The 14,389-nt window shown below is 37.8% G+C and carries 10 protein-coding genes and 1 pseudogene; 3 read left to right on the top strand and 8 right to left on the bottom strand.

Annotation, left to right across the window (positions count from 1 at the left end; all coding sequences use genetic code 11):
* Positions 1-107 precede the first annotated feature (107 nt).
* The 5 genes from MKX83_RS03575 to MKX83_RS03555 form a co-directional block, all read right to left on the bottom strand.
* Positions 108-1,328: an MFS transporter gene (locus MKX83_RS03575; RefSeq protein ID WP_095370699.1), complete on the bottom strand. Its 1,221-nt coding sequence runs from the start codon at positions 1,326-1,328 to the stop codon at positions 108-110.
* A gap of 243 nt (positions 1,329-1,571) precedes the next feature.
* Entirely contained in the window at positions 1,572-3,080 is a 1,509-nt protein-coding gene (locus tag MKX83_RS03570) for a SagB family peptide dehydrogenase (protein ID WP_341054107.1), read from the bottom strand.
* A gap of 24 nt (positions 3,081-3,104) precedes the next feature.
* The gene (locus MKX83_RS03565) at positions 3,105-5,033 is read right to left on the bottom strand and encodes a TOMM precursor leader peptide-binding protein (protein WP_341054104.1); all 1,929 of its coding nucleotides are present in this window, start codon (positions 5,031-5,033) and stop codon (positions 3,105-3,107) included.
* Positions 5,033-6,931, bottom strand: a complete 1,899-nt coding sequence (locus MKX83_RS03560; RefSeq protein ID WP_341054102.1) for a putative thiazole-containing bacteriocin maturation protein — start codon at positions 6,929-6,931, stop codon at positions 5,033-5,035. The genes MKX83_RS03565 and MKX83_RS03560 overlap by 1 nt, the downstream gene beginning before the upstream one ends.
* A 195-nt stretch (positions 6,932-7,126) precedes the next feature.
* Positions 7,127-7,357 (bottom strand): heterocycloanthracin/sonorensin family bacteriocin, encoded by a 231-nt coding sequence (locus MKX83_RS03555; protein WP_095370703.1) that lies wholly within the window; start codon positions 7,355-7,357, stop codon positions 7,127-7,129.
* A gap of 125 nt (positions 7,358-7,482) precedes the next feature.
* Here MKX83_RS03555 and MKX83_RS03550 point away from each other — a divergent pair, with 125 nt between their 5' ends.
* Together MKX83_RS03550 and catA are read left to right on the top strand one after the other, a co-directional pair.
* Positions 7,483-8,226, top strand: coding sequence for a class I SAM-dependent methyltransferase (locus MKX83_RS03550; RefSeq protein WP_341054100.1), 744 nt, complete (start codon positions 7,483-7,485; stop codon positions 8,224-8,226).
* 220 nt (positions 8,227-8,446) lie between these two features.
* The gene (gene catA, locus MKX83_RS03545) at positions 8,447-9,097 is read left to right on the top strand and encodes a type A chloramphenicol O-acetyltransferase (protein WP_307315322.1); all 651 of its coding nucleotides are present in this window, start codon (positions 8,447-8,449) and stop codon (positions 9,095-9,097) included.
* Between the two features lie 66 nt (positions 9,098-9,163).
* Here the strand turns inward: catA and MKX83_RS03540 are convergent, their stop codons facing one another.
* The 3 genes and pseudogenes from MKX83_RS03540 to ligA form a co-directional block, all read right to left on the bottom strand.
* The gene (locus MKX83_RS03540; RefSeq protein WP_095370705.1) at positions 9,164-9,625 is read right to left on the bottom strand and encodes an SRPBCC domain-containing protein; all 462 of its coding nucleotides are present in this window, start codon (positions 9,623-9,625) and stop codon (positions 9,164-9,166) included.
* A 404-nt stretch (positions 9,626-10,029) separates the two neighbouring features.
* Positions 10,030-11,205, bottom strand: a complete 1,176-nt coding sequence (locus tag MKX83_RS03535; RefSeq protein WP_322910210.1) for a CamS family sex pheromone protein — start codon at positions 11,203-11,205, stop codon at positions 10,030-10,032.
* A 12-nt stretch (positions 11,206-11,217) separates the two neighbouring features.
* Positions 11,218-12,810, bottom strand: a pseudogene (gene ligA, locus MKX83_RS03530) (NAD-dependent DNA ligase LigA); the annotation flags it as partial.
* 231 nt (positions 12,811-13,041) lie between these two features.
* Here ligA and MKX83_RS03525 point away from each other — a divergent pair.
* Positions 13,042-14,376, top strand: a complete 1,335-nt coding sequence (locus tag MKX83_RS03525) for a tyrosine-type recombinase/integrase (protein WP_341054097.1) — start codon at positions 13,042-13,044, stop codon at positions 14,374-14,376.
* The last annotated feature ends 13 nt before the right edge of the window (positions 14,377-14,389 follow it).

Below are 14,389 nucleotides of genomic sequence, written 5' to 3'. Positions count from 1 at the left end.
TTTTTTTCTCCTATTGATCAAGGATCTACCTAGTTGATTCACAATAGTATGTTAGTGATCAAAAGACCACTTCTTTTATATTAAAGTGGTCTCTTGTTTTAAATACATTAATAAGTTGACTCGTAATTTCTATACGTCTTTCCTTTCCATAAAGTGACTAGAGCAATGATTAATCCAATAACAGAAAAGGACAAAATGACTAATTGGATATCAATTCCCTTAGACACGAGTAAAGTGACAGTGGCATAAGCCAACGGGTCAAAGCCGTTCATCGCTAAGAAAACAATACTCATCACTCTTCCCATAATCCTTGGGTCTGTATCTTCTTGTGCTGAAGTGAAGAATGGAATAGAAACAAATGTCATCGTAAATCCAATAAAGAAAGCTAAAGCTGTCAATATATACAAATTGGGAATTTGGCTAAATGCTATCGCAACAATTAGTGTTGCAATTAGACCAACAATAGAAGTGAACCCCCTACGGCGTATTTTAACCATCCCAATAATAGCAGTACTAACTAACATCCCCACTCCTAATGCTGATTCAATGTAACTAAGATTGATTGGTGAACCTCCGTACGTCTCTACTAAGATGGGAATCGCAATAGAAATCGCACCAAAGGCAAAGAAATTTAACGTGATTAAAATAAGAATGCCTGTAATCAAAAATTTGCTCGCTTTGACATAAGAAAACCCTTCGATCAAATCTTTCAGTGGTGTTTGTTTGACTGTATTGTCTACTGGACCTTCTTTTAAGAATGGTGGAAACATAAAGAAAGCAGACAACAGAACAATAATAGCTGAAACTAAATAACCTGTTGTTACGCCAGCGAACTCCATGATACTCCCAGAAATAATTGGACCAACAATAAAACCAATTTGACCTAACCCCTGAATGATTGCGTTCGCTTGTTTGATCTGTTGTACTTGTACCAACTTGGGAATTAACGAGGTTCCGGCTGGTCCAGAAAAAGCATCTAGTGTTCCAAAAAAGAACCCCAAAATAAGCAAATAAACAAATGTTAATTGACCGGCATTGTTTAGTAAAAAAATGAGTACGAGTAAAACACCTTGAATGGTACTCGTAGTGAACATAATGGTCGTCTTCTTATATTTATCAGCAAGTACTCCACCAAATGCCATCATAACTACTCTAGGTACAGTAATGGCAATGAGAATCATGCCTAGTGAACTAGCAGACCCTAAATCTGAAATTACAAACCAAGTAGTTGTCATGAAAAACATACTAAATCCAATAATCGCCAAAAAGCTACCTATAAATAAGAAAATAAAAGGTGTGTTTCTCATTAAAGAATATCGTTGTTCCATTCATACCCTGCCTCTCTCATTCTATCTACACCCAATCATAGAAGATAACGTAACGTGAGATGCAAGCTTTTTCTAATAGAAAATACTTTTTTATAGATGATTGTGGTTTAAAAGGGTAAGAAAAGAAGGCAAGAGAGATATTTGTTGCAAACTAATACTTGATAAAGCCTTCTAAGTTGAGTTAGAAGGCTTGTTTTCATTACCAAGAATTTGAGAGGGTACGTTATTGATGAGTAAACTACATCAACGTAATCCTCCTTTCAACCAAGCACGAGGCCGGTGCATGCCAACCGGGATTTGAATTAAGCTCGTTTTCCTTTTAGAAGCGAGTTCATAGAGTTGATCGCATTGACTTACAGAATAACCCAATAGTGGATGCCCTCCCAAATCTAAGGCAGACGCATGCAAGAGTAATCGTTGTGTTAGTAGGCCTGCCTCCATCTGTTGAATACGGTATCCTCGGTAACCCAATGAATCTTTGTAATGGCTTTTATCCCCTATTACATGCATACAAAGCGGCACTTGATATAAATTAACATTAGGCATCACTAAGCCCGAATGTAAAAACGGGCGATAATCACCTTCTTTCAATAGACGAAGCATATGATTTTCATTGTCATAAGCATAAGCCCCGTTCGGTATCCCCTCCACATTGTGTAGGCTGCCGTATAAAGTTACACGCGCAGCAACATGGCCGTCGGTATCATCAAGATCGTGATGATAAGTGAAGGAACATGTCTCCTTTAGCAAGGTTGCTAGAGTCGTTTGCCTTATTTCCCCCATCATAAAGTCTGCATCTGGAGAAAACCGCTTCTTACAAATCGATGAGAAATCATATGAATAGTTTTGTGTATTTGGCAAGGTTATATCAGTACCAGAAGTGAATGTTTCACCCTGGCACCTTACCTTTCTAAAAGACACTGTTGAATCGAACATGGCAGCTTCATTGAGCTTTCTAAGTAACGGATAGTCCATAGTCTTTGACAGGTTATGAGGTAGGTGACCTAATTGCGCTATTTCGGCGCACAATGTATGGGAGGACACCATTTCTTTAGTCGTTTGGTCGATGGCTTTAGTTGATATCGGAATGACTGCGTACACACTTTCGTCTTCTTCAGCTAGACCTAGTAAATGATTCATTGCTCCGTCTAAAAACTGATAGCAAACTTTCGTATTGTAATCTAATTGATCTGCTACTTCTAATAATTGTCCAATGAGCACCCCAGTATCTAGTCCCTGTAATCGATAGGAAAAATGATTGTATTTATAAAAATTTTTCCAAAAGAAGGTTGAAATAAAAACAGTGCAAAAACAATCTTCAATCACTGTCCCCAAACTTTTGGAAACGAATGTATCAAAATTTCCCTCCCGTAACAAAATGAGGCGGTGATGAGCAACATCATAATGGTAGATGCCTGTTTTAGCATCTTCAAGTTTCATATATACATATATTTCATTAGGATAAAGCGCCCCACCGGAGGGGACAAATCTCCGCAATGATTGAGTGTCATGAGGGAGCCGGACATATTGAGTTATTCCATAGGTATACCATAGCAAATGCCCAATCTCCTTCAATGTAGGCATTAGATTTTGGTGAAGGGTTGAAGGTACATTAGCGTTTAACGGAATAGCTGGTAACCCACGGTACAATTTATACGGAAGGGGGGCCCCTTCCCAATCGACCTGCCAATCGGGTGGAGCAAGTTTCTCTGTATCAAAGTGGAGATTGTGTATAAATGTATCTAACTCCAATTCTTTCATCCTCCTCTCCTTCCATTACGGAAACGGGTGAGGAAGTGGGTTCAGCTCTTCATACGATAAGTGCTTCTTCCTATACCCTAGCTGCTTTGGCACCTTTAGTACTCTATCTAATCCTTTCACCCGTGTCAGGTGATGACCAAATGTCATTGGCAACATCCCAGGAATAATGACCTTCACACAATACAATCCATTCTCTTGAATAATTGGTGTTGTTTGGTCAACGACAATCACTTCTAGATTATTTTCACGGAACGTCTGAAGAACTTCGTGAAGGTCATCTTTCAAATCGTTGTATACTGGTGGCTTCTTGAATTCTTCAGCAAATGTACGTAATGGCCCTTGATTATTCAAAATAAACGTTAGGTATTCTTCCGCCTCGGGTAGACCGTACAACATGCCATGATCCTCCATTGTTCTTACTTTAAACGGATCTTCAAGCATCTCCTCGTATTTTTGCCTATTTGTTGCTAATTTCTCATCATGAACAAACATCATGCCCGCTAGCTCATAGATGGCACTTTTAACAGCCCTTACTGGGTCCATATGAGCACCTGCAGCACAAATAATATTTATACCTGTTTCTCTTCTATTTTTTGCTACTGCCCACACACTTGGGATACCATGTTCCATCGTTGAATTGTAAAAATGAAGGTCGTACCCTGCCACCTCACGTACCCGATCAACCATCAATTGCAATTCCTTGTCATCTGCAGAACTTAAATCAAGACGTGGCAATGGCATTTTCGCATACCAAGTGAGTAAAAAGGAATCTCGCTCAACGACTTCCATTACTCCATGAAAAATAGCTTCCTCCAGGCTACCTCCGATTGCACATCCGTTTGAAGTCTCATAAACAAAACCTTCCCCACAACCTAAACTGTAATAAGCAAGTAATTCTGGGACAAGAATAGATCTTTCTTGTAAGAATGAATAACCCCAAACCCAATTCATTGGTTTATTAGGTTCGAATGATTGATACGGAAAATGAGGATTCTCATAATACTCAGGTGAGTGTAAACCAACAGTTGAAGGGTTTAAGGCTTGATCCATAACATCTAGATAACTTCCTCGTACAACCCTTCTTTTTCCCCTAGGCTCGATACCGCAATACCGCTCTAAGCCTTCCAAAATAGCTGTTAACTCGCTCATTCGATAAGAGTTAGATCTTCCAGCCACTCCCTCGCTTGCACCAAACAGTGGCATATTCATAAGAACATCAGCAAAAGGAAGTGTCCAATCCTGTATTTTTCCATTGATTACCCCCGTCCGATGATCGTAATAATCTCTTAATAGCACGGTTTCTAATTCTTCAATTGAACGACTGCGATAACCAGCACCTTGAATTTTCGGACTAGATTGCAACTTAATTTCTGCTAATTCCGCTGAATCTTCTGGAATGTCTCCACATATTGGGCACATTGGATCAAAGGAAAAATGATGAGATGAATGCATGAACGTTTTAAGATTTGTAATGAACAGTTGATTTTCTAAATGATTGATCTCTCCTTGAAGAATATAATCCACTTCTGTACATAATAAAGTTGTCATTTGCCAAAGTCCCGTTCGTGATGCCCATGCGTCTTGCGGGCGACTTTCTCCTGATAATTTATAATAAAGCCCCCACATTTCTTTAGAATCTGTACCTCCTATGATGCGCCTTACATCGGCGCAACGTGAACATCCCCGTTTTCCCGGTTGTATAAATGGACCAATAATTCCCTCACCAAAAGAAACAAAGCCACGGAGCCATGGAATATTTTCCTTTCTGAATTTTTCTTCTGCTTGTTGATGAACGGAGGGCTGCCAATTATCATGCAATACGAGCGCCAATGTTGTATCTTCAGGGAAATCCGTTAATAGATCTTGCCGCGCGACTGTATAATTACTAGACAATTGCCTATAGACAAAATCGGCCAGTTTACCATTACCGACGATGACAATCATTAGCGTACCTCCTTACAAATCTGTACACCATAAACTCCAGCTAACTCTTTTCTTAAAAATGGTTCAAAAGAAAGATCGTAAACAACGATCTCTTTATGGCCCTCATTTAATTTGTAAACAGCAGATTGTAATAACTCCTTTTTTGTCAAATGCTCACATGAAGGAATGTTTAGTTTTGCCTCTTTCCCTCTTATACCATAATAAGAGTTTATTTCCCCCTCATGGAACGTTGCCTCATTTTGTACATTCGATACTGCTTTTTGCAAAGCGTGACTTAGTGCCAGTGTGATATTTAAACCAGAACTACTATATTTAAAACCATTTGACTCTATGCATATAACAGGAAAGCCTAATATTTCATTTCCCATACGGATAGTGGGTGGACCATTTAAGGTGGTCAGTGACTGTAAATAATATCTACAACTACGATCCTCTATCCTCTCAAGATTTACTGGTAACAGCGATTGTTGCTGGTCAACTGGAAGACCTCGCCTTTCCTCTTCCAAATACGCTTGTAGTCCACGACAAACCGCTTCTGCAAGGGATTCACCAGCACCAATGCCCATAAATCCACTTATTCTACCTCTCACTATTTGTGAAACATACATCTCCAGTCCAGTAAGCCCTGCTTCCCTTCTTGCTTCTTCATGTGTTAGACCCGAGCATAAAGCCTTCTTCAAAAGAGTAGCCGGTCCTTTTGCCAATGGATTTACTGCTTGAACATAACATTGTGAAAGCGGAAGCTGTGTTAAGTCCTTTTCCTCCCAAATATGAAGAATCCCTGTTTCTTTAGCAGTTAATAAACTAAAATATTCTAACAGTCTGTTTGTGTTGGGCTGTTCCGTATTCTCTCTCAGAAGTCGGGTGTTTAAATCATCGACAAGTTCAGGTTTAAATGTAAGATTTTCAACTAATGGATGTGAATAGTACGAAATCCATTCACCTTGCAAACTTTCAAGATTTAGCAAATAGAATTGATTGTTTTCTTTCTTATCCATTGCTCCTGTCACCTGCTTAAAAAACTCAAAAACAATAATATTCGCCAATAAAGCACCTGCGGTCGAAGAATAAGGCTGTTGCTTACGTTCTTGTTCCAATATTGCCTCATGCATTCGACGCCATGCAGATTCCCAGCATCCCTCTGTTTCTGAATCAACTACAGGCCCTGCCATTCCCACCTGCTTTAGATATAAAGCAGGAAGGAAGGCTTTCTTTTCTTCTTTACAAACCTGATTAATCTCCTTCACTTCGTCTATATCTCCATTTTGGGAAACATATAATATCCAATCAAATGATTGTACTACTTCTCTCCAATTCTTACTGTAAGGAATTTCCTCCACTTTCACGGTAGGATCATCCTTTTTGGCATGATTCACTATTTCATTAATCCGCTTATGGTCTGTTGGGACTGCTTCTGTCCTCATCACATGAAAGGTTGGTAGCCCTGATTCCAACAATGCAGATGTCAGCGAAACGAATAGAGAACCAGATCCCATCACTAATACCTTTGCGTGGCGATACCTTTGAAAACGATACGCACCTGAATCAACAAAACTCTCAATGAATTCAATTTGTGAAGCGTATTTTTCTAGAACACTTGCTGGTAATTGGTGTGATTGATCTTGACTCGTATCTCTAACATAACCTTTCGTCAGTAAAGCCTCACCAATTTCATATACTCTGTTTCGATAGGGAGTGGTCAAACCCGCAGTGAGTTCTTCCAAAGTATGATTTCCATTAAACATAGGGATCAGCTTTTCAATCCATTGATAAATAGTGCCTCCATCCATCCAAAATGAACTGGCGTTATTCCTAAAATAGACGCCTCCCTTTGGGTCTGGTAGATAAAATGTATCATTCTTCACTTTGAGACGTGAGGTTGCTTTCAATTTCGTCATGTAGCCCCTCCTTCGATCTGAGCATTCATTAAATATTCCTTATAATTTATGTATTTGTATTTGTCCATTATGAATAACGAAAAAGAAGCCCCTAACATAGGGACTTGTAGAGTGTTTACACACGCTTCATTATTCATTTTGTGACGAGAGAACGAAGGTAACTTACACTGACACTTGCCTTTAAAAAAGGAATTGTTAAATAAAGAACCCGAAGCAACCAAAACAACCAAAACAGCCTGCACATCTAAAACCGCCACAACCACCACAGCGAAAACCACCACAACCTCCGCAACCACCACAGCCGCCACAGCGACGCATATCATTAAATTGAACTGGTACTGGTGCTTGATATTGAATAGGTGTTAATTCACCCACCTGATATTGATCCATTCCAAGTGATTGAAGTTCATTTTGAAAATTTTGCATTTTTTCTTCCCCTTTTTAGGTTTAGTCCGTAGAAAGAGAGTCTAAAACCGCTCTCTGTAACAAACTATGATGTTTTTAGGTAGTTGTTACTGATGTAAAAGCCCATTTGGCAAAGAACATTAGATTTGTTTTTTTCATACCTTATAGAAATACAAAAGGAGGTGGTTCCCATTTATTTAGATTTCTTATCAAAGTTTGGTGTTGGAGGAGCGCACCCGGGTGGTTTTGAACTAACAAAGGCGCTTCTTATGAATGAAGAATTAGACGCTATGTCGGAAATTTTAGATGTAGGCTGCGGAACTGGCCAAACAGCCGCCTTTTTGGCTGCTCAGTCAGGGGCAAACGTAACTGGGGTTGATATTAATCCTATTATGGTGGAAAAAGCAACCCATAGAATGAAGGAAGCTAAACTTCCAGTACGTATTTTCCAAGGTTCTATCGAGGCACTCCCACTTGAAGATGAGAAATTTGATTTAATTATGTGCGAATCAGTCCTTACTTTTGTCAATCAACCGAAAGCGCTTAAAGAGATTTTTCGTTTATTAAAAAAAGGGGGGCGGTTTATTTCTAATGAGTTTACTGCCAATGTCTCACTCCCTCCATGGATAGCAGATGAAATCAATCGATTCTATGGGATCAACTCTGTCCTCACCGAAGCAGAATGGCAGCGTTTATTTGAAGGGGCAGGATTTACGAACATTCGCGTAAGTGGTCAAAATCAGTCGATGCTCCAATACAATCCCAACCCTGATTTTCTTTATTCAAAGCACATTGAACCAGAGCTTTATACCGTAATGAACGAACATTTTAACCTATTATTGAAATATAATGAGCTATTGGGCTACCGGATATTTGCATGTGGAAAATAAACAATTATTATCTACCCACCCGTGATATACATGATCTCATTGTTAATAGGAGTTCCAACGGGTGGCTACTCCTTTTTTGAATATAGATTGTATATATATAGGTGCTAAAGCATATTACATATGTTAGGATTATTTAAATAAACTAAAGGAATGGGACCAATGAAAAAAGCAGTTCTTATAGCCTCCTAAAATCAGAATATATTTTAGGAGGCATTAAAAGATGAAATTCACTAAAATCGACATAAATAATTGGGAACGTAAAGAGGTTTTCAATCATTTCTTAAACCAACAAACTAGCTTTAGTATCACTAATAACATTGATATTACTGAGCTATACCAATTTACTAAAGAAAAAGGATATCAATTTTATCCTGCTTTTATTTTTTTAATCACACAAGTTGTCAATACAAATAAACATTTTAGAATGAATGTTACTGCTAAAGGTGAGTTAGGGTACTGGAACAGAGTGATTCCTATGTATACGATTTTTGACAAGGAGTCAGCGTTATTTTCCGCTATTTTCACCGATATCGATGAAGGCTTTGAAAGGTTCCACATGGATTATGTGACCGATACTGAGTTATATACTGGTACAGGAAAATTGTTTCCTAAAGCACCCGTACCTGAAAATGTCGTTAATATATCTATGATTCCATGGACTACTTTCACTGGATTTAACTTAAATATAAATACAAATCCAAATTACCTCCTGCCAATAGTTACTGCGGGTAAATTTTTCAATAAGAATGAAAATATTTATTTACCACTTTCACTACAGGTTCATCATGCTGTCTGTGACGGTTATCACACCGCTCTTTTTATGGACACATTTCAGCGCCTTGTTCGAAATCCTAAACAAATGCTTAAGTGAATGAGAAATAACCCACCGACTACATAAATTTAGTCGGTGTTTTTTTAGTAAAGGTCATACCTAAAATTATTCCACAAATAGAGCTAGATTTTCTAATGTTGAATGTAAACCGATATCATGATCTGCCTTGTTTATTCCTTTAGGGACATTTTCACATATAATGGTGACTTTTGTCCCTTTTGCAAGAGGTTCAAATAGCCATGTCTGTTTCATTTCACCAGTGAATTCCGGCGATTCTGAGTCAAATATTACTAGTTGTATTATCTTTTTATCAGGAACTAATTCTAAAAATTTCCCTTGATACACATCACTGTTCTCAGTTGTTTTTCCATATGAGGGTTGGTTTCCTTCATAGAAGAGTGTCATTTTGTAAGTTCCCTCTTCCCGCGGATCAAAATCTTCAACATAACCTGACATTCCTTTAGGTGGGAGCCATGATACTAAAGCTTTCGGATGGAGAAATGCTTCATAAATCGTGTGTGATTCTGCCATGATCACTCTTGAAGCTGTATCTGTTCTATTTTCCATAACAAAACCTCCTTCGGTCTATCATTTCTATGCAATAAATGTTGATATCACAAATAACCTTAAAGTTCTACTATTTCTTCTACGGAAGCATAGATTACTCCTTCCTCAGCTAAGCTGACCTATTTGATAATAATGACGATGTTGATAGATGGATTTCTTCGATTGCTTTCACCTTGGTTGGACCGATTCACGCGGGGTGTACAAGTGCACAGGCAAAATCATTTGTTGTCACTGTCGGAATAATACCTAGTTGCGGGTGGAATTCGTTCCGCTACCTTTAGAGTACTCTCTAAAAATCTTCGAAAAGTATGTTGGGGCACTTAATCCTTGTCTTTTTGTTCAAACCACCTTAATCCCATTGCAAATAAAAAAACGCCGTTTAAAAATAGCGGCGTTTTTTCGTTTTATTGATAAATATGAACAAATGGTTCAGCTTCGTTTGCGTTTCGGACGATTAATGATTCTGGTCCGTTAACTGATGTGACGCTTACTTGGACAGAGATATATTCTGGAAACATACTAACAACTTTGCTTGTTACATATTGGGTGAATCCGATACTTTCTGACTTACCGTAAAATTGTATAGGTATATCTATATTTAGCTGTTGCAATTGATCACCAATATAGAAACCTTTTCCAATGACACCGTTAAAATTAGGGAAATATTTTTCAACATCTTGTTTGAAATTCAAGAAATTCGTATAGTCTTCACGATACTTCTCTTCGGCTGTATTAGATGGGAATAAAATATAGTCTTCCTTTACATCTTCCCAACCACTTAGCTGGTTACTCCCCTCAGCGGCATGCGCATAGGCGAAGAAGTTTCCTGGGACGACAGACGTTCTTTCCGATTGTTCAAATAGGGCAATGGTAATCGGTACGTTCTCAAGCCCTTCTTGTTGTCTTAATCTCTTTATAATTTCCTCAGCCATCTTTTTGCCTTCTGCTTCTACTTTACTATGAGAAATATCTTCTTCATACGTGGCACCGTAGGCTTCTTTTTGATAATAATGGACGGAATTAAGTGCCAAACCAATGACGACACCGCCAAGCTTCACCTTATTATCGCCATCTTTTACAAGATAGTTATGTTCTAAAATATGGGCTAAATAAAGAGGTGCACGGGCGTTTCTTTCTTCTTTAGTCCCTTTCCCATCATCAACAGGGTTTAGACCGAGATTCTCTTCCTCCGTCATATCTTTTTCTTCTAATTGTTCTTTCGTATATTGGCGACTTAACCATGATGAAATCGTGGTTTTATCAAGGTATTGTCCTTCTTGGAAGAAGAACTTTTCCGTATCAAAATGGTTCTGAGCCACTCTCATTAAACCTGTTTCGAATTCATTAATATCATATTTTGTATTCACATTATTAACGACTAAACCGCGTGACTCACTTGGCTTAAAAGGTAGGATTGTCCGATAGTACGAATCGGATATTTTAAAGTTTGGTATGATCGCCTGTTCTTCTTCGCTGCTCTCATTTTCATTTTGCACAACCTCTTCTTGCTGGTTAAAACTAGGTGCACAACCGGCGAGTAAAAGAACGAATGACAGCGACACTGCCATGAGTTTTTTCACGATTTTCACCTCTTACGAATTTAATTCCTCAATCAATTTTTCCTCGTCCCAAATAGTAATGCCTAATTCCTGAGCTTTGGTTAATTTCGAGCCTGCGTCTTCTCCGGCAATGACTAAATCTGTTTTCTTACTTACACTGCCAGAGACCTTGCCTCCTAGAGCTTCAATTTTTTCCTTGGCTTCATTTCTAGCAAGCTGTTCTAATTTACCCGTTAACACAATGGTTTTACCAGCAAAAACAGAATCAGATTCCGCTATATTTACAGGTTTTGGTCCCTTATAAGTCAGATTCACTCCAACATCTTGTAACTCTTGAATGAGAGATGTTACTTCTTCTTGTTCAAAATATGTGACGAGTGCATCAGCCATCTTATCGCCTATTTCATTAATGCTAATAAAATCCTCCATGGTTGCCTGCTGGATTTTGCCCATCTCTCCAAATGTTTGCGCAAGTGTTTTTGCCGCTTTCGCCCCCACATGACGGATCCCTAGTCCGAATAATAATTTTTCTAAAGAATTATCCTTAGAGACTTCAATGGCCTTTAGCAAGTTGTTAACAGATTTTTCGCCCATTCTCTCTAATTGAATAAGCTGTTCATACGTAAGATGATAAATATCTGCCACATCTTCAATTAACTTTTCTGCAAATAATTGGCTAATTACTTTTTCCCCTAGCCCGTCAATATTCATCGCATTTCGTGAGACAAAATGAATAAGCCCCTCTCTTATTTGCGCAGGACATTTCGGATTAATACAACGAAGTGCGACTTCTTCCTCTAAACGCACAAGTTCACTTTCACATGCCGGGCAATGAGTTGGCATATGAAAATCAACTTCTTCTCCCGTTCTTCTTTCAGGTAATACATTGACAACTTCAGGGATGATGTCGCCTGCTTTCTTAATCACAACGTAATCACCTAGCTTAATATCCTTCTCACGAATAAGGTCTTCATTATGAAGGGATGCACGTTGCACGGTAGTACCTGCAACTCTAACAGGTTCAAGTAATGCTGTTGGCGTCACTACACCGGTGCGACCGATACTTAATTCAATATCTCTTAACTGCGTGACTACCTCTTCAGCAGGAAACTTATAAGCAATCGCCCATCTCGGACTCTTTGCTGTTGTCCCGAGTTCATCCTGTTGGTCATATGAATCGACTTTAATAACGATTCCATCAATATCATACGATAAGTCTGGTCGGTTTTCTGTCCATTTCTCGATATATTGAATGACCTCATCTATATTTTTACACTTCTGGCGCTCTTTGTTCGTTTTAAACCCCTGAGAGTCAAGAAAGTCCAGACCTTCACTATGAGAACGAATACCCGTTTTCCCCTCGTCAGCCATAGCATAAACGAATATATCTAAATTTCTTGATGCAGCGATTTTTGGATCTAATTGCCTAAGTGAACCCGCAGCAGCATTTCGAGGGTTCGCAAAGGGTTCCTCACCTCGTTCTTCTTTTCCTTTATTTAAACTTAAGAACGATTTTCTAGGCATGAACGCCTCTCCGCGTACTTCAAAGGTTACCGTTTCCTTTACCCGCAGAGGAATGGAACGAATGGTGCGAAGGTTAACGGTAATGTTTTCACCAATAAAACCTTATCAGTAAAACACTTTTTGTACAATTATATCAAAAGCCTTTAAATACTACAATTTACTAAACCATTTTACATTATAACGATTTAGACAACCAAATAAAATACACTTTCAACTATTTCCCATAAAAATTGTTTAATCTTCACCTAAAAACTTTATCGGTAAAATAGAAATTGTCAAATTATATTGTGAATGCTAATATATTTACAAAATGTTCTTCAAGGGGATAATTCTATGTATTTGATAACTGAATGCCATTCTCATGATGGTATCTACTTTGAAAAAAAATTCATTACGGAAAATGGAGAAGTATCTATAAAAGAGAAAGTACATTTTCAAAATGCAAAGGTTGTTTATGATGGTATAGAATATGTCTTTCTATACGACTTGAAAATGAATCCAATACCTGAAGTCTTTGATTACTTAAATTTTGAACTACAGGGTGCTTCTCCCAACCATCGTTATACTGTATTAAATGCCTTAAAGTTATTATATTCGTTTTTAGAACTATACGATTTAAAAATTGATTCCCTTTCAAAAAATGATGTTCAAAACTTATTTTCATTTCTTGAAGGAATCTCAAAACAGGGAACTTTATATCAATTAGACTTAGTTACCCTACGTAGCCCCTCAACTATCAATACTTATATCGCTCTATATAGGAGCTTCATTTTGTATTTAGGTCATGATAAGTCACCTCTTCTAAAAAAAGGTACAGATTATAAACTCATATATAATGACGAGACGGATTCTCCTATGAAAATATATAAATATGATGTTAGTTTCAAAAACTACAAACCTGAGATAAGCACTCCCAGATATATAAGTGTTGAGGACTTTAAGAGAATTCTTGATGTAATCAGAAAGGAATACACACTCCGAGAGGAATGTTTAGTCCGTTTAATGTTTGAGAATGGGTTACGTCTTGGTGAGGCACTTGGAATGACAAATGAAGACATCGTTGTAAATGATAAGGGTAACTTTTTATATATACGTAATCGGTGTTCGGATTCATCTGACCAATTAGCAAAATGGCGGATGATTCCTGAAAGTAAAAAAACCTATAAAACAAAGAAATATCAAACAAAGGACATAGGTTATCAAGTTGTTTATTTGAGTGATGCCTTATTAGACAAGATTAATGATTACGTAAACGAATTTCATTTAAACGAAAGCCTTAAATTTCAAAACAATTATCAGAAATACACATATGCCGACTCGGTTGAAGATGATAATACTGAAAATTTCTATGTATTCATTAACAGTATTGGAAGACCTTTAAGCCAAAATTTATGGGGTAAAACATTAAGGGATATTTTCAAAAAAGCTGGATTAAATGTCGATAAAGAACAGAGAGAGCATAATTTAAGTCATCGATTCAGACATGGATACGCAATGTTCATGGTTAAATACAAAAATGTTGATGCACTTACATTAAAAAACCTTCTAAGACATAATAACATTAATTCTGTAAAACATTATTATCGCCCAACCGATGAAGAGATTATAGAGCAGAGAACAAGTTTAGTTGAATCTATTTATGAAGTTATTCCAGAACTAACCATTTGAAGGTGGATAAGAA

Origin of the sequence: Cytobacillus sp. FSL M8-0252 (assembly GCF_038007345.1) — a bacterium.
GTDB classification, from domain to species: domain Bacteria; phylum Bacillota; class Bacilli; order Bacillales; family Cytobacillaceae; genus Cytobacillus; species Cytobacillus kochii.
Note: the sequence above shows the minus strand (reverse complement) of the source record. Positions and strands in the feature narration are given on the sequence as shown.

What these genes read in the sequence shown, in the direction of transcription:
- catA (WP_307315322.1), top strand. Translation starts at nt 8,447, where the DNA reads ATGAAATTCACTAAAATCGACATAAATAATTGGGAACGTAAAGAGGTT.
- MKX83_RS03565 (WP_341054104.1), bottom strand. Translation starts at nt 5,033, where the DNA reads ATGATTGTCATCGTCGGTAATGGTAAACTGGCCGATTTTGTCTATAGG.
- MKX83_RS03555 (WP_095370703.1), bottom strand. Translation starts at nt 7,357, where the DNA reads ATGCAAAATTTTCAAAATGAACTTCAATCACTTGGAATGGATCAATAT.
- MKX83_RS03525 (WP_341054097.1), top strand. Translation starts at nt 13,042, where the DNA reads ATGTATTTGATAACTGAATGCCATTCTCATGATGGTATCTACTTTGAA.
- MKX83_RS03575 (WP_095370699.1), bottom strand. Translation starts at nt 1,328, where the DNA reads ATGGAACAACGATATTCTTTAATGAGAAACACACCTTTTATTTTCTTA.
- MKX83_RS03560 (WP_341054102.1), bottom strand. Translation starts at nt 6,931, where the DNA reads ATGACGAAATTGAAAGCAACCTCACGTCTCAAAGTGAAGAATGATACA.
- MKX83_RS03540 (WP_095370705.1), bottom strand. Translation starts at nt 9,625, where the DNA reads ATGGAAAATAGAACAGATACAGCTTCAAGAGTGATCATGGCAGAATCA.